Genomic DNA, 17,980 nt, shown 5'->3' on the forward strand with positions numbered 1-17,980 from the left:
CCCGGCCCGGACCCGCCCGGATCGCTCAGCGCCCGGCCTCGGCGCCGGTCCCCGGCAGCCAGCCCGCCTCGACGATCCGCGCCCCGAGGAAGGCCGCGCCCGGCAGGCTCCAGTGCCCGTAATCGAACAGCACCTTGCGCCCGTCCGGCGTGACGATGTCGCAAAGCTGCGCGGCGTCGTTGCAGATCAGCGTGCGCCGGTCGACATACCGCGCGCCGGTCTTCTCGGCCAGCGCGCGCAGGGCGGCGTTGATCGGGGCGGAGGCCGCGCGCAGCTCCAGCGCATAGGCCTGGCGGCGCAGCGCATCGGCGTCGAAGGGCGCGTCGCCGCGGCGCATCGCGGCGTCGAACAGCGGCAGGTCGCGATACCCGGGGAACATCGCGTTGTTGCCCGCCAGGATCACCTCCTTGCCCGCCGCCCGAGCGGTCTCGATGAAGGTCTCGAGCCGGGGCGAGAGCGGGGTCTCGTGCAGCGGCGCGACGAGCACCACGTCGGCCTTCGCCCAGGCCTCGGACCCCGTCAGCCGCGCCATCCGGCCCGGGGGCAGGTCGTTCTCCACCCCGAACCGCGCGAAGCGCCAGTCGGGCAGGGCGTCCTGGTTGGCCAGCAGCGCGTTGAACATGTCCTTGGCGTGGGAGTTGCCGATGATCAGCGCGCGCTTCGCCGTCTGCGGGTCCCCGGCCCCGAGATAGCGGAAATCGGGCGAGTCGAAGGGCGGCAGGCTGTCGAGCAGCGCCCAGCTCTCGGCCCGCAGGCGCTGGTTGTCGGGTTCCGCCGGGCCGTAGAGCGCCAGCAGCTCGGCCTGGCGGCTGCGCAGCCCGTCGGTGGCGACCATCGCCCCCGCGAACAGCATCGCCGCCGCCGCCGCCCCGCCGGTGAGCAGCGCGAAGGGCCGCGCGGGCAGGCTGTGGCGGAACGGGACCTCCACCAGCTTGTAGCCGATCCAGGAGCAGGCGACCGTCAGCGCCGTCCAGGCCGCCCAGTCCAGCGGCCCCGGGTCCCAGGTGGTCAGCCGCCCGAAGGCGAAGATCGGGAAGTGCCAGAGATAGAGCGAGTAGCTCAGCTTGCCGATCCACACGAAGGGGGCGGTCGACAGCAGGCGCGTCACCGGGTCCTCCGGTCGGGCGAAGGCGATCATCGCGCAGGTCCCGAGCACCACCGGCAGGGTCGAGAGGCCCGGGTGCATCGCCCCCGCCGCGCTGTCGCGCGACAGGAAGACCAGCGACAGCAGCACGGCGACGAGCGACGCGGACGGAACCCAGCGCAGCCGCTCGGCCCAGCGGTCGGGCACCGCCTGCCCGCCGCGCGTCTCGGCCAGCCAGGCGAGACAGCCGCCGGCCAGCAGCTCCCACGCGCGGCTGGTCGGCGAATAGAACGAGAGGTTGAAGCGCAGCTCGGTCGTGGCGACGGCGAGGATGAACCCCAGGACCAGCCCCGCCAGCAGCCCCGCGCCCACGATCCGCCACCGGTGGAACAGCATCAGCGCGACGGGCAGGACGATGTAGAACTGCTCCTCCACCGCCAGGCTCCAGGTGTGCAGGAACGGCTTGAGAAGCGCCGATTCCGCCCCGTAGGCGTGCTGCGCGCCGTACCAGAACCCGTTGGCGACGAAGAACAGCGCCGCGGGCAGGGACTGCGCGAATTCGACCATCTGCGAGGGCAGCAGGATGATCCAGGCGGCCGGCAGGCTCGCCAGCATCACCAGCAGCAGCGGCGGCAGGATCCGCCGCGCCCGGCGCGTGTAGAACGTCCCGTAGGACACCCGCCCGTTCGCCGCCACGTCCGCCAGCAGGATCCGCGTGATCAGGAAGCCCGAGAGGACGAAGAACACGTCGACCCCGAGATACCCCCCGCCCAGCAGCTGGACATCCCCGGCCAGCGTGATCTTGAGGTGGTAGATGATGACCGAGACCACCGCGATGGTGCGCAGGCCGTCGATTTCCGGGCGGTATCGCATGGGGAAATGGGCTCCGGGAACAGGTGGGCGCGCCGAAATGCATGGGCCGCGCGACGCGGCGGAGACTTGCACGCACGGTCCGGGCGCGCAGCAAGAGAATTGTCGCAAGGCCGGGGGCGGGGCGGCAAGGGCGGCGCGCGGGCGGGGAGGCGGGGCGCGGCCTGCGGGCGGGCCGCGCGAAGGCCGCGGCGGCCGCGCTTCAGGCGGGCCGCGGCCCCACGCGCAGGCGGCGGGGGCTTCGGGTCTTCGACCCGGCCCCGCCGACCCCCGAGAAACGAGAAGGGGGCGGCCGAAGTTTCCGGCCGCCCCCAGGATTCTTCGCCCTCCGCCCGCAGGCGCGGCGGATCAGGCAGAGGCTTCGAGCGCCGCGACGCCCGGCAGGGTCTTGCCCTCGAGCCACTCGAGGAACGCGCCGCCCGCGGTCGAGACGTAGGAGAACTTGGCCCCCGCGCCCGAGGCGTTCAGCGCCGCCACCGTGTCGCCGCCCCCGGCGACCGAGAGCAGCTTGCCGGCCTCGGTCAGCGCCGCGGCCTTCAGGGCGGCGGCGTCGGTGGCGGCGTTGAAGGGCTCGATCTCGAACGCGCCGAGCGGGCCGTTCCAGACCACGGTCTTCGCGGCCTCGAACTTCGCGGCCACGACGGCGACCGAGTCCGGCCCGGCGTCAAGGATCATCGCGTCGGCGGGGCAGGCGTCGGCGGCCACCGTCTCATTCGCCGCGTTGGCCGCGAACTCGCGCGCCACGACCACGTCCGTCGGCAGCACCAGCTCGCAGCCCTGCGCCTCGGCCTTGGCCATGATCTCCCGCGCGGTGTCGGCCAGGTCGTGCTCGCAGAGCGACTTGCCCACGTCGATGCCCCGGGCGGCGAGGAAGGTGTTGGCCATGCCGCCGCCGATGACGATGGCGTCGACCTTCTCCATCAGGTTGCTCAGCAGGTCGAGCTTGGTCGACACCTTGGCGCCGCCGACCACGGCCACCACCGGGCGCTCGGGCGCCGAGAGGGCGGCGGCGAGGGCTTTCAGCTCTTTTTCCATCAGCCGGCCCGCGGCGGCGGGCAGGGCGCGCGCCAGGCCTTCGGTCGAGGCATGGGCGCGGTGGGCGGCCGAGAAGGCGTCGTTGATGTAGACGTCGCCGAGCCTGGCCATCTCGGCGGCCAGGGCGGGGTCGTTCTTCTCTTCCCCGGCGTGGAAGCGGGTGTTCTCCAGCAGCACCGCCTCGCCCGGCGCGGCGGCGGCGATGGCCGAGGCGGCGGCGTCGCCGATGCAGTCCTCGGCGAATTTCACCGGGGCGCCGAGCGCGGCCTCGATCGCCGGGGCGACGACGCGCAGCGACATCTCGGGGACGACCTTGCCCTTGGGGCGGCCGAAATGGGCCAGCAGCACCGGCTTGCCCCCGGCGGCGAGGATGTCCTTCACCGTCGGCAGGATGGCCTGGATGCGGGTGTCGTCGGTGACCTTGCCGTCCTTCATGGGCACGTTCACGTCGACGCGCACGAGGGCGGTCTTGCCGGACAGGTCGAGGTCGTCGAGGGTCTTGTAGCTCATGGCGGCGCGGCTCCCGGATAAATGAAGGTCGCCCCGGGCGTCCGGGGCCTTGCAGTCGGGCGCATCTCTGGCAAGGGGCGGGCGCGGCGGCAAGGGCGCGCGGCGCCGCGGGGGGCATGATTTTCCTGCGCCCGGGCCAAGGTTTTCTGGGGCGGGGGCGTCAGGGCGGGGGCGTCACGTCGAAGCCCTCGGCCCGCAGGCGCGCCAGCCGCGGGCGCAGGGCCAGCGCGTGGGGGATGGGCGGCGGATCGGCGCCGTCATCCCGCGGCAGGCCGATCCCGGCGCCGGCCAGCGCGGCGCGCAGGGTGGGGCCGGGGGCCGCCAGCAGCCGCCACGGGTCGATCAGCGTCAGCCGGGCGGGCGAGGCGCGGTCGAGCAGCGCCCGCTCCGCCGCCACCGCGCGGCGCGCGGTCTCGGGGTCCGGCGCCGCCTCGCCCAGCGCCCAGGCGTCGCGCAGCACCAGGAGATGCGCCATCGGGTCCCCGCCTGCCGCCGCGACGACGGACGGCGCGTCCCGCGGGTCCAGCGCCAGCGCCGGGATCCGCGCGTCCGGCGCCGAGACGAGGGTGGAGAGGAGCCGCTCGGGCGCCGTGCACAGCAGGGCGCGGGTGACCACCATCCCCCCGGGCCCGACCTGCGCGCCCCCGGCGAAGCGCCCCGGCGGATCGGCGAAGATCCGCCCGTGCGGCGCGATGTCGGCGCGGGCGTTCAGCCAGTCCAGGATCGCCGCGCCCCAGGGCGCATCCAGCCCCACCAGCGCCTTCCATGGCCGCGGCGTCGCGGCCAGTCCCTCGGTCCGCAGCAAGGGCGCGCGGCCCGCGTGGCGCAGGCCCCGCGGCGGGTGCAGGGCGCGGGCCTCGATCGCGGCGAAGGGCAGGGCGGGGGGCGTCGCGGCGAAGCGCGCGTGCCCCTTCGGCCGGGGAAAGGCGGCGTCGAGCGTCGCGCCCGGCCAGGCCTTGCGCGCGAAGAAGAAATCCCCCGCCGCCAGCCCCCCAATATGGTCGTCATAGAGCAGCCACGGCTTGCCGGTCGCATCGAAGCGCTGGAAAGTCAGCGGCCCGCGCCGGTCCGGCGGCGCCGCGGAGACGCGCGGGACGAGGGTGGCGAAGAAGCTCTCGTCCGGCAGCCAGGAGAGGCGGAACCAACGGCAGAGGCGCGGCAGGTCGGGATCGGCCAGAAGCGCCTCGACCGAGCCGCGCGACAGGCACCACCATTGCAGCCCCAGCCGCGGTTGCATCGGCGGCGAGACCGCGGGCAGGGCCCGCCGGAACCCCGTCCGCCGCTGCAGGGCGCAGAGCGCGTCGAAGGCCCGTCGCCGCCGCCGCCAGTCGAGCGGGAACAGCCATTCGAACCGCTGGTGGGTCAGGCCCCCGCGACCCCATTCGGCGACCCTCGGGTCCACGCTTTCGATGAAATCCACCCCGGGATGGGCGGCCAGGAACCCGCGCAGCTCCGCCTCCGGCCGCAGTTGCAGATCGGCGCCCGAGAGCAGCGCGACATGGGAGAACGGCCGCCCCGAGGCGAGCAGCGCCGCGAGCCCGTCGAGGGTCGCCTGCACCAGCCCGAACCGCCCCCAGTCGGCGCGGCGGCGGGGGACCATGAGCGGCGCCGCGCCGGGCGGGAGCGCGGCGCGGAAGGGCGAGAGGTCGGCGCGCGCATCCACGTGCACCGCCACCGGCGCGCCATGGGCGCCGAGCCGGGCGGCGAGGCGGGCGGCGCGGGCCAGCCCGTCATGCGCCAGCATCAGGTAGGCGGGGCCGCTGTCCTGCATCAGCCGCGCGGGGCCATGGGCGCAGGGCGGCGGGGCGCGGCGCCGGGGCGTGCGCCCGCCAGGGCCGCAGGCTGCGCCCCCACGGACCGCATCAGGCCCAGAGCCCGCGGCCCATCAACCCGGCCCGGGCCAGGCTGCGCCAGCCCTGCAGCGGGGCCGAGAATGGGCCGTGAAACCCCGCGCCCCGGGCCGCCGCCGCGGCCCAGGCGGCATGTTCGCGCCCGCCCGCGTAGTGCTCGGCCATCCGGGCGGGGTCGGCGGCGCGCGCGGGGTCTCCGTCCAGCAGCTTGGTGTGCAGGATCGCGGCCGAAACCCCCTCGGCCCCGTCGCGCGCGAAGCCGCGGTTCAGCCCCCGCGGCAGCGCGGCATGGGCGCCCGAGACATAGGCGTCCCCGCGCGCCCAGCGGATCAGCGGCGTCTTGTTGAGGGCGGGGGCCTCGTGCGGCCGCTCCGCCGCCAGCCGCAGTCGCGGGCCGCCGCGGATCCACAGGTTGGCATAGCGCGGATCGCGCTCCACCAGCGTGTTGCACGGGTCGAACCAGGCGCGGTCCAGCCCGGCCCGGCGCCATGCGTCCCCGCCGGGGGCATCCGCGCCGCGACCAGGCGAGGCCCCCCCCGCGGCGCCGTCCCCGTGCAGGCGCGGCCCGCCCAGCCGCGCGTCCGGCGCCGGGTCCGGGGGGACCTCCGGCCCGGGATAGAGATCGACCATCTGCGCGGGCAGGCTGCGGCGCCCGCAACGCTCCAGCCAATGGGTCAGCGCCTGCAGGGGCCGGGCGTCGCACATCGGGTAGACCAGCAGCTCATCCGCATCGAGGGTCAGCACCCAGCGCCCCCGCGCCCAGCGGCCGAGCACGGCGTTGACCCAGTCCATGCCGAACCGCGCCGCGCGATAGCTGCCGCGGGCGCGCCACAGAACGGCGTCGGGCTGCGCCGCGACCCAATGGTCGCCGCCATCCACGCTGCCATTGTCGATGATGAGGAAGAGATCGACCCCGAGGCCGCGGTGCCAGTCGAAGAACCGGGGCAGGCGCTCGGCCTCGTCCCGGATCACGCACACCGCGCAAATCGCGCCGCGCGGCAGCCTGGCCAGCCTGGACCGCGCGGCGCGTCCGCCTTGTGGGGCCAGCGCGCGGCGGGCGGCCGTCGCGCGCAGGAGGATCAGGCGCCGTTCAAGGCGCAGCGAGAGGGCTTGGGCGAGGCCCATGCGGCTTCCTTTCCGCAGTCCCGTTCACCCGCTTCAGGGTGCTGACATTGGTTATCGCCGCGTTGAGTAAACGAAGGGTAAAGGCCGCCCCCCAGGCGTGAGGATTTTCCCGCGCCCCTCAGGTGAAATTGATCGCGGCCCCGGTCGCCATCGACCGGCGGCACGCGGCGCGCAGCAGCAAAAGCATGTACACTGCAACGGGTTGCGCCAGCCAGGCGGGCGCCTCCGCCGCGCCCTGAAGCGCCGCGTCGACCTCGGCCATCACCGCCGCGTCGTCGAAATCCGCGCCCTCGGGCAGGCCCAGCGCCGCCGCGACGGCGTCAAGCTCCTCCGCCAGCCGCGGGACCGAGCCCACGGTCCAGAGCGACTCGGCGAAATCCCCCGCCGAATCGCCGCGGATCGGCGCCGGGAAGTCCTGCGGCACGTACCAGCCGCAATCATCGGCATGCAGCAGCAGATGCGCAAAGGGCGGGCAGGGCGCGCCCGCGTCCAGCGCCGCGGAAATCCGCGTCGTCAGCGCATCCGCCGCCGGGGCCGCGCCTCCGTCCAGGGGCGCGTCGGGCAGGCCCTCGCCCGCCGCGATCCGCGCCGCGACCTCGCGCAGCGCGTGAAGGCCGGTTTAGCCCCAGCCGTCCTCGCCCCAGGGCTCGGCCTCGGCGGGCTCGGCGTGCGGGGCCAGGCCCGCCGCGGTCAGCGTGGCGGACAGGGCCGCCAGCTCCGCGCCCAGCTCCTCCCGCTCCGCGTCATCCTCGGCGTCGGCCAGCGCGCCGACCAGCACGAACAGGCCCATCGGATCAATACCGCCCCGTCTGCCGCCAGCGCCAGGCGTCGGTCACCATCGTCTCCATCACCGAGCGTTTCGGCGCCCAGCCCAGCGCCGCCTTGGCGCGCGACCCGTCGCAGACCAGCCGCGCCGGATCCCCGCCGCGCCGCGTCCCCATCTTGCGCGGCACCTTCATCTGCAGCGCCTCGTCCACCGCGTCGATCACCTCGCGCACCGAGAACCCGTGCCCGGTCCCGAGGTTCAGCCGCAGGCTGCCCCCGCCCTGCATCAGGTGGTCGAGCCCGAGGATATGCGCGTCGATCAGATCGCAGACATGGACGTAGTCGCGGATGCAGGTGCCGTCGGGCGTGGCGTAATCGTCGCCGAAGATGGTGATGTTCTCCCGATCTCCTGCCGCCGCATCCAGCACCAGCGGCACGAGATGCGTCTCGGGGCGGTGATCCTCGCCGATCTCGGCCTCGGGGTCGGCGCCGGCGACGTTGAAATAGCGGAAGGCGATGGATTTCAGGCCATGCGCGGCCTCGAAATCATCCAGCATCGCCTCGACCGCCAGTTTCGAGGCGCCGTAGGGGTTGATCGGCTTCTGCGGCGCCGTCTCGGTGATCGGGTCCTGGTCCGGCTCGCCATAGGTGGCGGCGGTGGAGGAAAAGACGATCTTGCCCACCCCCGCGTCGCGCATCGCCGACAGCAGGTTCAGGGAGCCGGTGACGTTGTTGCGCCAGTAAAGCTCGGGGTCCTTCACGCTCTCGCCCACGTTCGAGAGGGCGGCGAAATGCATCACCGCCTCGGGCTGCGCCTCCTTGAACGCGGCGGCGAGGGTGTCGCGGTCCAGCAGGTCGCCCTCGATCAGCGGGCCGAACTTCACCGCCGCCTTCCAGCCGGTGCGCAGGTTGTCGAAGGCGATGGGCTCATGCCCCGCGGCGCGGAGCATCTTGCAGGCGTGGCTGCCGATATAGCCGGCGCCGCCGGTGACGAGGATCCGGGACATGGGGATTCCTGTTGAAAGCGTGTCGCCGGCTGGGGACCGGCCGTTCAGAAAAAATTCATGCGCGCCGGGCGGGGAAATGCAAGGCGCGGCCCGGGCGCGGGGACGCGCCCCCTTGCGGAAGGGGGCGCGCCGCGAGGGGTCACTCGGCGGCTTCGACGCCGGCGACGGTGTTGCGCAGGAACTGCTCGAACTCGGGGCCGAGGTCCGGGCGGCGCAGGCCGAAGGCCACGGTGGCCTGCAGGAACCCGGCCTTGGAGCCGCAATCGTAGCGCTTGCCCTCGAACCGGCAGCCATAGACCTTGCGGCCCTGCTCGATCTCCTCGCAGATCGCATCGGTCAGCTGGATCTCGTTGCCGGCGCCGCGCTTGCCCTTGTCGAGGGTTTTCAGGACCGAGGGCTCCAGGATGTAGCGGCCGATGACGGCGAGGTTGGAGGGCGCCTCTTCCGCCAGCGGTTTTTCCACCATGCCCTTGGCTTCGACGAGGCGGCCCATGTCGCGCGAGATGTCGAGCACGCCGTAGGCGCTCGCCTTCTCGGGGGCGACCTCCATCGTCGCGACCATGCAGCCGCCGCGCAGCTCGTTATACGCCTCCATCATCTGCTGAAGGCAGGGGGTCTCGGCGGCGATCACGTCGTCGGGCAGCAGCACCGCGATCGGCTCGTCATCGTCGATCATCCGGCGGGCGCACCAGACGGCATGGCCGAGGCCGAGCTGCTCGGTCTGGCGGACATAGGCGATGGCGCCGCTGTCCATGTTGGTGCGCGAGACCTCTTTCAGAAGCGCGGTCTTGCCCTTGGCCTCGAGGCTGCGCTCCAGCTCCGGCGAGGTATCGAAATAGTCTTCCAGGGCCGATTTCCCGCGCGAGGTGACGAAGATGAATTCCTCGATCCCGGCGGCGCGGGCCTCGTCGATCGCGTACTGGATCAGCGGCCGGTCGACCAGCGGCAGGACCTCTTTCGGGATCGCCTTGGTGGCGGGCAGGAAGCGCGTGCCGAGCCCGGCGACGGGGAAGACGGCCTTGGTGACCTTGCGGGACATTCTGTTCTCTTCTCTCTTCTTCTGTCGGCGGCCCCTCGGGACCGGATCAAGCGGATCGCGCGGGGGCGGATGGGCCCGTGCGCTCAAAAAACTGGCGCGGCGCCGGGGCGGCCTGCGCGGTGATGTGCAATGCAGCATGCAACGGGCGCCCGCCCCGGACAACGACATAATTCCGCCGCGCAAGCGACGGTTCGGCGGCGAGCGTCCGCGCGATATCGGGCGGAATTGCGGCGGGGGCGAGCGGTTGCGGCGCCGCGTCGCCCGTCGGCGCAGGGGCCCCGCGCAGGGCGTAAGCGGGGGCGAGGAGAAGCTGCGCCGGGCGGCGCTCGGCGATGCGCGCAAGTTCCCGCGACAGGCGCGCGGCGCGGGAGAGGCGCGGGCGCGGCCGGTCCCGTTCCGCCATGCCCCAGAGCCCGCCGCGATGGACCCAGGCGCCGCTCTCGTCGAAGCGCAGCCGCAGCGGGCGCAGGCTGGCGCGCAGGTCCAGCAGGGTGACGATCCGGCCCCCGCGCGCGAGGGTCGCGGCGATGCGCGACAGGGCGGGCAGGTCGGCGGCGGGGCCGTGCAGGATGATCCCCTCGGCGGGCCGGTCCGGCGCCGCGTGGAGCGGCGTCCGCGGCGCCGCCGCGGGATGGGCGGGGGCGGCGCCGCGGGGCTGCGCGGCGCCGCGCGCGACCATGGGCCGCGTGCGCCGCGGGGCCGAATTCTCCACCCCGGAGGCGCGGAATTGGAGCGGTCGGGGCCCCGTCCCCCCGACCCCTGCGGCCAGCCCGGAGTCGAGCTCGGCCAGCAGCGGTTTCACCCGCCCCGGCTCCAGCCGCCCGGTCTCCATCGCCTCCAGCAGCGCGCGGCGGCGGCCCGCGCGGAACCGGGCCAGCGCCGCCCCGCGTTCGGCCTCGGGGCAGTGGCGGGCGAGGAACCGTGCGTAGGAGCGGCCGATGACCGACAGGCTCAGCGGCGTGCGGTCGGAGCGGCGGATGGCGCTGGCGGCGCGCAGGTGCTGGGCCTCGGCGCCCAGGGCGAAGCCGCCGGTCCAGCCGAGGGCGGCGAGGCGCAGGGCGAGGTCGGTCTCGTCGAGGTAATAGGCGAAGCCCTCGTCATAGCCGCCCGCCGCGGCCAGGGCGGCGGCGCGCACGGCATGGGCGGCGCCGATGATCGCGGGCGCGCGGTGCGGCGGGGCCAGGGTGAAGAGGGACTGGGTGAAGGGGGACTGGGTGAAGGGGGCGGCGGGCGCGATGGGGTGCGTTCGGGCGGCGCCGTCGACCCAGGCGGGGGGCGCCTCCTCCGACAGCCCGTTCCAGCCGCGCACCCGGGCGCCGACAAGACCCACCCGCGGGTCGGCGAAGGGGGCGGCGAGGGCGGCGAGGAACCCGGGCTCGGGGATCGCGTCGTCGTCGAGGAAGGCGATCACCGCGCCCTCGGCCGCCGCGGCGCCGATATTGCGCGCGGCGGAGACGTTGGGCGCAGGGCAGGGCAGGCGGAGAAGGCGCCGGGCCGGGGGCGGGCAGGGCAGCTCCGGCGCGTCGCCGACGAGGATCACCTCGAACCCGCGCGCGTCCTGGAAGGCCAGCGCGCGCAGGGCGCCGGCGAGGATTTCGGGTCGTCCCCGCGTGGGGATCACCAGCGAGACATGGGCGAGATCGCCCGCCGCCGCAGCCCCGTATTGCGCCGCCCCGGGCGCGCCGCCCACCAAGGCCCGCCGGTCAGTCGATCCCCGCGGCGGCCAGCGCGCCTTCCACGCGCGCGACGTCGACGGGGTTGTTCAGCTCCCAGAAGTCGCGCCCGCGGGCCTCGACCTCCACGCACTTCACCGCCGCGCCGTTCTCGAGGAAACGAAGCTGTTCCAGCCCCTCCCACGCCTCGTAGCGGCCTTCCGGCCACTCGGCATAAGCGCGCAGCGCGTCCGGCCGGTAGGCGTAGACGCCGACATGGTGGAACACGGGGCATGGTTCATCAGCGGTGAACATGCGCCCGGTGTAGGGGATAACCTCTTTCGAAAAGTAAAGGGCGCGGCCATTGCGGTCGAATACGGCCGTGGTCCCGCCGACGCGCCCCGCCGCGCGGTCCTCGGTGAAGCGCCGGTGGGCCTCGGCGTCGCAGCGCAGCACCGGGGTGGCGGCGGCGAATTCCTCCGCCCCCGACATCGCGTCGATCAGCGCGTCGAGGAACCAGACCGGGGTCAGCGGCGCGTCCCCCTGCAGGTTCACCACCAGTTCCGTCCCGGGAAGCTGGGGGAGCGCCGCGGCGCAGCGCTCCGTCCCGTTGCGGCAGGTGTCCGGCGTCATCACCACCTCGGCCCCGAAGCCGCGGGCGTGGTCGGCGATGCGCTCGTCATCCGTGGCCACCACCACGCGGTCCGCGCCCTTCGCCTGCATCCCCGCCTCCCAGCTGCGGCGGATCAGGGATTTCGCCTCGCCCGAGGCGCCCTTCAGCTCCACCAGCGGCTTGCCGGGATAGCGGGTCGAGGCGTAGCGGGCGGGGATGACGATGGTGGTGGACATGGGGGCCTCCGGTTGGATCAGAGCGGCTGGACGTCGACGCCCGGCGCGTAGCCGATGAAGAACGGGTTGTCCCAGCCGGGCTTGCCGTAAGCCAGCGGCCCGGTCCCGTCGAGCCGGTCGACGCAGCCGCCCGCGCCCAGCAGCACGGCGTGGCCCGCGGCGGTGTCCCATTCCATGGTGCGCCCGAGGCGGGGGTAGAGGTCGGCCTCGCCCGCGGCCACGAGGCAGAATTTCAGCGAGGAGCCCGCCGAGACGCTGTCCGCCACCTGGTACTTGTTGATGTAGTCGTCGGTGGCCTGGTCGCGATGGGATTTCGACGCCACCACGCGCAGGGCCGCGCCGTCGGGGGTGGAGACCTGGAGGCGTTTCGCGTTCGACCCGTCGGGGGCGCTTTCCCAGCTCAGCCCCTCGGCGTCGGTGTAGAACAGCCGCCCCTTGGCCGGCGCGTAGACCACGCCGCGGATCGGGCCGCCGTCCTGGACGAGGGCGATGTTCACGGTGAACTCGCCGCGGCGCTTGATGAACTCCTTGGTGCCGTCGAGCGGGTCGACGATGAAGAACAGCGCGGGCGCGGTGTCGGTCTGGGACGCGGCCTGCTCCTCGGTCACGATGGCGATCTCGGGGAAGGCGGCCTTCAGCTCGGCCGAGATATGGGCGTCGGCGGCGAGGTCGGCCTTGGTGACGGGGCTGTCGTCGGCCTTCGCCTCGACGCCCATGTCGGCGCTCTCGTAGATCTCCATGATCAGCGCGCCGGCATCGACGGCGATCTGCTTCAGCGCGGCTTCGATCTTAGCGTGATCCATGGCTTACGGCTCCTTAATGCAATCTCCCGCACTCTGCGGCGGGCGCCTGTCGGGCGCCCCGGGCGCAGGCCCCGGCGCAAATGCCGGGGCGGGCGGATCGTTTCGGGGCGCAAGGCCCCCTCCCGCCTGAATGCGCGCGCGAAGGCGCCGAGGCAAGGGACGAACGGACGCGGGGGGGGCGCGCGCGCGGGAGGAAGGCGGGAGGAAGGACGGAGCGCGGATGGCGGATGCAGGCGGCATGGGGATCAGCGGCGCGGGCGCGGCTCCGCCCGCGCGGCGGCGCGCGTCGCTGGCGCGCGAGGCGCTGCGCTTCTGCCTTCTGTGCCACGCGCTGGCGGTGCAGGGGATCGCGCGGCAGTCGACGGGCTCCTTCGGGCTGCTGGCGGCCTTCGCGACGCCGGTGGCGCTCTGCGCCGGGTTCCTCGCGGCGTATGAGATCCTGGGCCTGTTCCGCCCGGCGATCCGCGGCGACGTGGTGATCTTCCTGCTGACGGGGATCTACCTGTTCCAGCTCGCCGCGCGGGCGCGGGGGGCGGCGGATCTCAATGGCGGCGGGGCGCTGCTGTGGCACCAGCCGGTGCAGCCTGCGCTGGTGGTCTGGTCGGGGGCGCTGGGGGCGTTCTACATCACCGTCACCAGCATGGGGCTGATCCTGACGGGGGCGGCGCTGTGGCGCGGCGTGCCGCCGGCGGCGGACCCGGCGGGCCTCGGGGCGCCGCTGCTGCTGGCCTGGGGGTTCGGCGTCGGCTCCGGCATGGTGATGTCGGGCATCTCGCGCTACGCGGGGGGCGCGCAGCTGATGGGGATGCTGTGGCAGCGGGCGATGTTCCTGACCTCGGGGATCTTCTTCCTGGCCAGCGCGATCCCGGGCTGGCTGCGGCCGTTCTTCGACTGGAACCCGCTCTTCCACATCATCGACGCGATGCGCATGGCCGCCTTCGTGAACTATGGCGGCGGGGACACCTCGCTGGAATACGCCGCGCTCTGCGTCGCGGGGCTGCTGGCGGTGGGCCACGCGCTGGAGCGCAAGGTGCGGGCCGATTTCTCGATCTCTCGCAGCTGAGGGGGCCGGGGCAGGGGCGGGGCGGGCGCGCCGCCGGGTGCGGCGCGCGCATGACGCGGCGCCCGGCCGGGCCGGACGCCGCCGCGCTCCGCCTGCCTTCCAACGGGGAAAGACCTGCCAGGCGAAGCGCCGCCGCACCCGGCCCGCTGTGGGGCGGCCCGGGCGCGACGATCCTTGTTGGGAGGGCCCTGTCATGGGGGCCTTGTCATGGGGGCCTCACCATGGGGGCCTTGCTGCGCGGAGCCTGCGAAGGGGGCGCCATGCCGACGCCCCGGCCCTGCGCAGCCGCGGCTCAGGCGGCGGACGCCTTGCGCCGGCGCGCCGCGACGCCCATGGCCGCGAGGCCGAGCGCCATGAACGACGCCGCCGCCGGCAGCGGCACGTCGGCCGGGGCCTCGATCTGCCCGCGGATCGCGCCCGCGGCATAGGTCTGGGAATGCAGGTTCACGTAGAAATCGGTGAAGCCCGACGCGAACTCGATCATCGCGTAGATCGAATCCAGCCCCTCGGCCGAGGTCCAGACCCCGCTGATCTGCGTGCCGCCCGCGGTCGCGGTGATGCTGTCGGCGTCGGCGAGCAGGTCGAGCACGACCGGCCCGTTCATCCCGGGCGGCGCCTGGTGGATATGCATCGCCGTGGCCGCATCGCCCCCCGCGCCGCCGCCGCCGAAGCCGGTGAAGTCGAGCGCGTTGCTGATGGTGATGTCATAGCTCAGCGTCGCCGCGCCCATCGGGCCGTCGAGGCTCAGCAGCGCAAGCCCGTCCGCCGGGGACGCCGTGCCCGCGGGGCCGTTGTTCATCACCGCCTTGAAATCCTTGGGCAGGTGCGCGGCCTGCGCCGCGCCCGCGGCAAGGCCCGCCAGCGCGGCGGCGGCGGCGATTGATCGGATGGTCATCGGAAGCTCCTCTGTGTCATCGTCTCGCCCCGGGCACGCTGGGACCGTCCGGACGCGCCGTAGCAACGCGCCGCATCCGCGAAAGTTTCAGCCGAAACCTTACCCGCCCGCCGGGTTTCCACGCAATGGCGCCGGTTCCGGCAGGCGGCGCGGGCCGCCCGGCGCGATCCGGCTTGACCCCCGCCCCCCGCGCGCGACATGTGGGGCGCCCGCCCGATCCCGCCCGACCCCGCCCGAGGAGAGACCGCCCGTGACCGACCCGCGCGCGCCCGAACAGATCGCCCCCGACGCCCTGACCGAGACCGAGGCGCGGGCCGAGCTCGAACGCCTCGCCGCCGCGATGGAGGCGGCCGACCGCGCCTACCACCAGGAGGACGCGCCGCGGATCACGGATGCCGAATACGACGCGATGAAGGCCCGCAACGCGGCGATCGAGGCGCGGTTCCCGGAGCTCAAGCGCGCCGACAGCCCCTCGGACCGCGTCGGCGCCGCCCCGGCCGAGGGCTTCGGCAAGATCCGCCACCGGGTCCCCATGCTCTCCCTCGCCAACGCCTTCGAGGAAGAGGACGTGGCCGACTTCCTCGGCTCCGTGCGCCGGTTCCTCGGGATGGACGCCGGGGCGCCGCTGGCGATCCTGGCAGAGCCGAAGATCGACGGCCTCTCCCTCTCGCTGCGCTACGAGGACGGCAAGCTGGTCGAGGCCGCCACCCGCGGCGACGGCACGACCGGCGAGGACGTGACCCGCAACGCGCTGACCGTGGACGACATCCCCAAGACGCTGCCCGGGGGCGCCCCCGCGGTGCTCGAGGTCCGCGGCGAGGTCTACATGTCCCATGCCGATTTCGCCGCCCTGAACGCGCGGCAGGAGCAGGCCTGGCGGGACGAGCAGGCCCATCGCCGCGCCGCCGCCGAGGCGAAGGGCAAGGTCTACGAGCCGACCGGCGCGCCGCGCACCTTTGCCAACCCGCGCAACGCCGCCGCGGGATCTCTGCGCCAGCTCGACCCCACGATCACCGCGCAGCGCCCGCTGCGCTTCTTCGCCTATTCCTGGGGCGAGCTCTCCGCCCCCCTCGGCAAGACGCAGGAGGAGGCGCTGGCCACCCTGCGCGCCCTCGGCTTCACCACCAATGACCGCGCGACCCGCTGCGAAAGCCTCGCCGACATGATGGCCGTCTGGACCGGGATCGAGGCGGACCGGGCCGAGCTCGGCTATGACGTGGACGGCGTGGTCTACAAGGTCGACGACCTCGGGCTGCAGCAGCGGCTCGGGTTCCGGTCTTCGACGCCCCGCTGGGCGGTGGCGCACAAGCTCTCGGCCCAGACGGCCACGACGGTGCTGGAAGGGATCGACATCCAGGTCGGTCGCACCGGCGCGCTGTCGCCCGTCGCCCGCCTGCGCCCGGTGACGGTGGGGGGCGTGGTGGTGTCCAACGCCACGCTCCACAACGAAGACTACATCGCCGGGCGCGGCTCGGACGGCGAGCCCATCCGCGAGGGGCGCGACCTGCGCATCGGCGATCACGTCACCGTCTATCGCGCCGGCGACGTGATCCCCAAGGTGCTGGACGTGGACCTGACGCGCCGCGCCGCGGGCGCCGAGCCGTGGACGCCCCCGACCGTCTGCCCCGTCTGCGGATCGCACGCGGTGCGCGAGGAAGGCGAGGCCGTGCGCCGCTGCACCGGGGGGCTCATCTGCTCGGCCCAGGCGGTCGAACGGCTGAAGCACTTCGTCTCCCGCAACGCCTTCGACATCGAGGGGCTGGGCGCCAAGCAGGTCGAGGCGTTCCACACCCTCGGCTGGATCGCCGAGCCCGCGGACATCTTCGCGCTGGAGAAAACCCACGGTCCCGGCACGATGCAGAAGGTCGCGAACCTCGAGGGCTGGGGCGAGAAATCCGCCGCCAAGCTCTTCGCCGCCATCGACGCGCGCCGCGCGATCCCGCTCGAGCGGCTGATCTTCGGCCTCGGCATCCGCCATGTCGGCGAGACGACGGCCAAGATGCTGGCCCGGGCCTACGGGACCTGGGAGGAGTTCGACGCGGCGATGGAGGCGGCGGGCGCCGACCTCTCCGCCCGCCGCGCCGCCCTCGCCGCCCATGCCGCGGCGCCCGAAGACACGCGCCCGAAAAAGCCCGAGATGCCCGAGACCCCGGCCTGGGACGCGCTTCTCGGCATCGACGGGGTGGGCGAAGTGCTCGCCGTCTCGGTCGTCGAGTTCTTCGCCGAGGACCGCAACCGCGCCGCCGTCGCCCGCCTGGTCGCGCATCTGGACGTGCAGGAGGCGGAGAAGATCGCGGCCGAGGGCTCCCCGGTGCTGGGCAAGACCGTGGTGTTCACCGGCACGCTCGAAAAACTGACCCGCGCCGAGGCGAAGGCGGGGGCCGAGAGCCGGGGCGCCAAGGTCTCGGGCTCCGTCAGCAAGAAGACCGACATCCTGGTGGCGGGCGAGGCCGCGGGCAGCAAGCTGAAGAAGGCGCAGGAGCTGGGCGTGCAGGTGATGACCGAGGATGAGTGGATCGCGCTGATCGGCGGGTGAGCGCGGCGCCCGAATTCCTTTCCATATGAAACCATGGAAGGGCGAAGGCTTTCTGTTAAGCTGTGGCGAACCTTATTTCGCCATGGGAAGAGTTCCGTGAAACATGCATTCGCCGGCGCCGCGCTGGCCGCCCTCGCCGCCGCCACCCCCGCCGCCGCCGTCCCCTATGCCTGGACCGACTGGCAGAGCCAGACCGCGACCGGCGGCGTGACCGTGGAGGGCGAGATCACCACCGACACCGCGACCGTGGGCGTGACCTACAACAACCCGGTCGGCATCGGCTTCGCCCAGCTCTCGGGCGGGACGGATTACTGGCAGAACAACACCGGCGGGCGCAACGACGCGATCTCGCCCTATACCAGCCTTGCGAACCCGCTGCTGACCAACCCGTCGCCGGGCGTGGACAACAGCCCCACCGGCACGGACATCATCGCGCTGCGCTATGCCGGCCTGCAGACGCTGACCTTCACCGAGGCGGTGGCCAACCCGGTCTTCGCCTTCGTCTCGCTCAACGGCAACGGCTACGCCTTCGACCAGGACTTCGAGATCCTCAGCTGCACCCGCTGCAACATCGACGGCGCGGGGAACGACTCGGACGGGTATTACGGCGGCTCGAACAGCACCCAGAAGACGGTGGTCGAAACCTCGCCGGGCGTGTTCGAGTACCGGCTGATCTCCAATGACGGGGAGCCGCACGGCACGATCCGTTTCATCGGCTCGTTCAGCACGCTGACCTGGCGGTCGCTGTCGAACGAGTACTGGAACGGCTTCACCGTCGGCATCCAGGGCACGGCCGAGGAAGTGTTCTCGGACGTGCCGCTGCCCGCGGGCGCGGGGCTGCTGGTCGCCGGGCTGGCGGGCTTCGGCCTGGTGCGCCGCCGCGGCTGAGGCCGCCGG

15 protein-coding genes are annotated in these 17,980 nt (G+C 73.5%); 3 read left to right on the plus strand and 12 right to left on the minus strand.

What is annotated here, in order from left to right:
- Positions 1–25: 25 nt before the first annotated feature.
- From ACQ5SO_RS01155 to cysQ, 11 genes are all read right to left on the minus strand, one after another.
- Positions 26–1,957 carry an acyltransferase family protein gene (locus tag ACQ5SO_RS01155; protein WP_430939729.1) on the minus strand — a complete coding sequence of 644 codons (1,932 nt, stop codon included), beginning with the start codon at positions 1,955–1,957 and terminating at the stop codon, positions 26–28.
- Between the two features lie 345 nt (positions 1,958–2,302).
- Positions 2,303–3,499 (minus strand): phosphoglycerate kinase, encoded by a 1,197-nt coding sequence (locus tag ACQ5SO_RS01160; protein ID WP_430939730.1) that lies wholly within the window; start codon positions 3,497–3,499, stop codon positions 2,303–2,305.
- Positions 3,500–3,659: 160 nt separating this feature from the next.
- On the minus strand, positions 3,660–5,270 hold the full coding sequence (locus ACQ5SO_RS01165; RefSeq protein ID WP_430939731.1) for a beta-1,6-N-acetylglucosaminyltransferase: 1,611 nt from the start codon (positions 5,268–5,270) through the stop codon (positions 3,660–3,662).
- Positions 5,271–5,361: 91 nt separating this feature from the next.
- On the minus strand, positions 5,362–6,474 hold the full coding sequence (locus ACQ5SO_RS01170; RefSeq protein ID WP_430939732.1) for a glycosyltransferase family 2 protein: 1,113 nt from the start codon (positions 6,472–6,474) through the stop codon (positions 5,362–5,364).
- A 118-nt stretch (positions 6,475–6,592) separates the two neighbouring features.
- The gene (locus tag ACQ5SO_RS01175) at positions 6,593–6,898 is read right to left on the minus strand and encodes a hypothetical protein (RefSeq protein ID WP_430939733.1); all 306 of its coding nucleotides are present in this window, start codon (positions 6,896–6,898) and stop codon (positions 6,593–6,595) included.
- A gap of 195 nt (positions 6,899–7,093) precedes the next feature.
- Positions 7,094–7,264 carry a hypothetical protein gene (locus tag ACQ5SO_RS01180; protein ID WP_430939734.1) on the minus strand — a complete coding sequence of 57 codons (171 nt, stop codon included), beginning with the start codon at positions 7,262–7,264 and terminating at the stop codon, positions 7,094–7,096.
- A gap of 4 nt (positions 7,265–7,268) precedes the next feature.
- On the minus strand, positions 7,269–8,246 hold the full coding sequence (galE, locus tag ACQ5SO_RS01185) for a UDP-glucose 4-epimerase GalE (RefSeq protein WP_430939735.1): 978 nt from the start codon (positions 8,244–8,246) through the stop codon (positions 7,269–7,271).
- Between the two features lie 139 nt (positions 8,247–8,385).
- Positions 8,386–9,285 carry a UTP--glucose-1-phosphate uridylyltransferase GalU gene (galU, locus tag ACQ5SO_RS01190; protein WP_430939736.1) on the minus strand — a complete coding sequence of 300 codons (900 nt, stop codon included), beginning with the start codon at positions 9,283–9,285 and terminating at the stop codon, positions 8,386–8,388.
- Between the two features lie 46 nt (positions 9,286–9,331).
- Entirely contained in the window at positions 9,332–10,975 is a 1,644-nt protein-coding gene (locus ACQ5SO_RS01195; protein WP_430939737.1) for a glycosyltransferase family 2 protein, read from the minus strand.
- A 13-nt stretch (positions 10,976–10,988) separates the two neighbouring features.
- Positions 10,989–11,786, minus strand: a complete 798-nt coding sequence (locus ACQ5SO_RS01200) for a 3-deoxy-manno-octulosonate cytidylyltransferase (RefSeq protein ID WP_430939738.1) — start codon at positions 11,784–11,786, stop codon at positions 10,989–10,991.
- Positions 11,787–11,803: 17 nt separating this feature from the next.
- Complete coding sequence (gene cysQ, locus ACQ5SO_RS01205; protein WP_430939739.1) at positions 11,804–12,589, minus strand: 3'(2'),5'-bisphosphate nucleotidase CysQ; 786 nt, start codon at positions 12,587–12,589, stop codon at positions 11,804–11,806.
- Between the two features lie 220 nt (positions 12,590–12,809).
- Between cysQ and ACQ5SO_RS01210 the strand changes: the two genes are divergently transcribed.
- The gene (locus ACQ5SO_RS01210) at positions 12,810–13,652 is read left to right on the plus strand and encodes an ABC transporter permease (RefSeq protein ID WP_430939740.1); all 843 of its coding nucleotides are present in this window, start codon (positions 12,810–12,812) and stop codon (positions 13,650–13,652) included.
- Positions 13,653–13,944: 292 nt separating this feature from the next.
- Here ACQ5SO_RS01210 and ACQ5SO_RS01215 read toward each other — a convergent pair whose 3' ends face one another.
- The gene (locus tag ACQ5SO_RS01215; protein WP_430939741.1) at positions 13,945–14,547 is read right to left on the minus strand and encodes a CHRD domain-containing protein; all 603 of its coding nucleotides are present in this window, start codon (positions 14,545–14,547) and stop codon (positions 13,945–13,947) included.
- 250 nt (positions 14,548–14,797) lie between these two features.
- Here ACQ5SO_RS01215 and ligA point away from each other — a divergent pair, with 250 nt between their 5' ends.
- Together ligA and ACQ5SO_RS01225 are read left to right on the plus strand one after the other, a co-directional pair.
- The gene (gene ligA / locus ACQ5SO_RS01220; RefSeq protein ID WP_430939742.1) at positions 14,798–17,083 is read left to right on the plus strand and encodes an NAD-dependent DNA ligase LigA; all 2,286 of its coding nucleotides are present in this window, start codon (positions 14,798–14,800) and stop codon (positions 17,081–17,083) included.
- A gap of 96 nt (positions 17,084–17,179) precedes the next feature.
- Positions 17,180–17,971 (plus strand): VPLPA-CTERM sorting domain-containing protein, encoded by a 792-nt coding sequence (locus ACQ5SO_RS01225; RefSeq protein WP_430939743.1) that lies wholly within the window; start codon positions 17,180–17,182, stop codon positions 17,969–17,971.
- Positions 17,972–17,980 lie beyond the last annotated feature (9 nt).

It is taken from the genome of Rhodovulum sp. DZ06, assembly GCF_050586345.1.
GTDB lineage: Bacteria > Pseudomonadota > Alphaproteobacteria > Rhodobacterales > Rhodobacteraceae > JBOCEF01.

Excerpts from the sequence above, each read along its gene's own strand:
- ACQ5SO_RS01155 (WP_430939729.1), bottom strand. The coding sequence starts at position 1,957 with ATGCGATACCGCCCGGAAATCGACGGCCTGCGCACCATCGCGGTGGTC.
- ACQ5SO_RS01160 (WP_430939730.1), bottom strand. The coding sequence starts at position 3,499 with ATGAGCTACAAGACCCTCGACGACCTCGACCTGTCCGGCAAGACCGCC.
- ACQ5SO_RS01165 (WP_430939731.1), bottom strand. The coding sequence starts at position 5,270 with ATGCAGGACAGCGGCCCCGCCTACCTGATGCTGGCGCATGACGGGCTG.
- ACQ5SO_RS01170 (WP_430939732.1), bottom strand. The coding sequence starts at position 6,474 with ATGGGCCTCGCCCAAGCCCTCTCGCTGCGCCTTGAACGGCGCCTGATC.
- ACQ5SO_RS01180 (WP_430939734.1), bottom strand. The coding sequence starts at position 7,264 with ATGGGCCTGTTCGTGCTGGTCGGCGCGCTGGCCGACGCCGAGGATGAC.
- galE (WP_430939735.1), bottom strand. The coding sequence starts at position 8,246 with ATGTCCCGGATCCTCGTCACCGGCGGCGCCGGCTATATCGGCAGCCAC.
- galU (WP_430939736.1), bottom strand. The coding sequence starts at position 9,285 with ATGTCCCGCAAGGTCACCAAGGCCGTCTTCCCCGTCGCCGGGCTCGGC.
- ACQ5SO_RS01200 (WP_430939738.1), bottom strand. The coding sequence starts at position 11,786 with ATGTCCACCACCATCGTCATCCCCGCCCGCTACGCCTCGACCCGCTAT.
- cysQ (WP_430939739.1), bottom strand. The coding sequence starts at position 12,589 with ATGGATCACGCTAAGATCGAAGCCGCGCTGAAGCAGATCGCCGTCGAT.
- ACQ5SO_RS01210 (WP_430939740.1), top strand. The coding sequence starts at position 12,810 with ATGGCGGATGCAGGCGGCATGGGGATCAGCGGCGCGGGCGCGGCTCCG.
- ACQ5SO_RS01215 (WP_430939741.1), bottom strand. The coding sequence starts at position 14,547 with ATGACCATCCGATCAATCGCCGCCGCCGCCGCGCTGGCGGGCCTTGCC.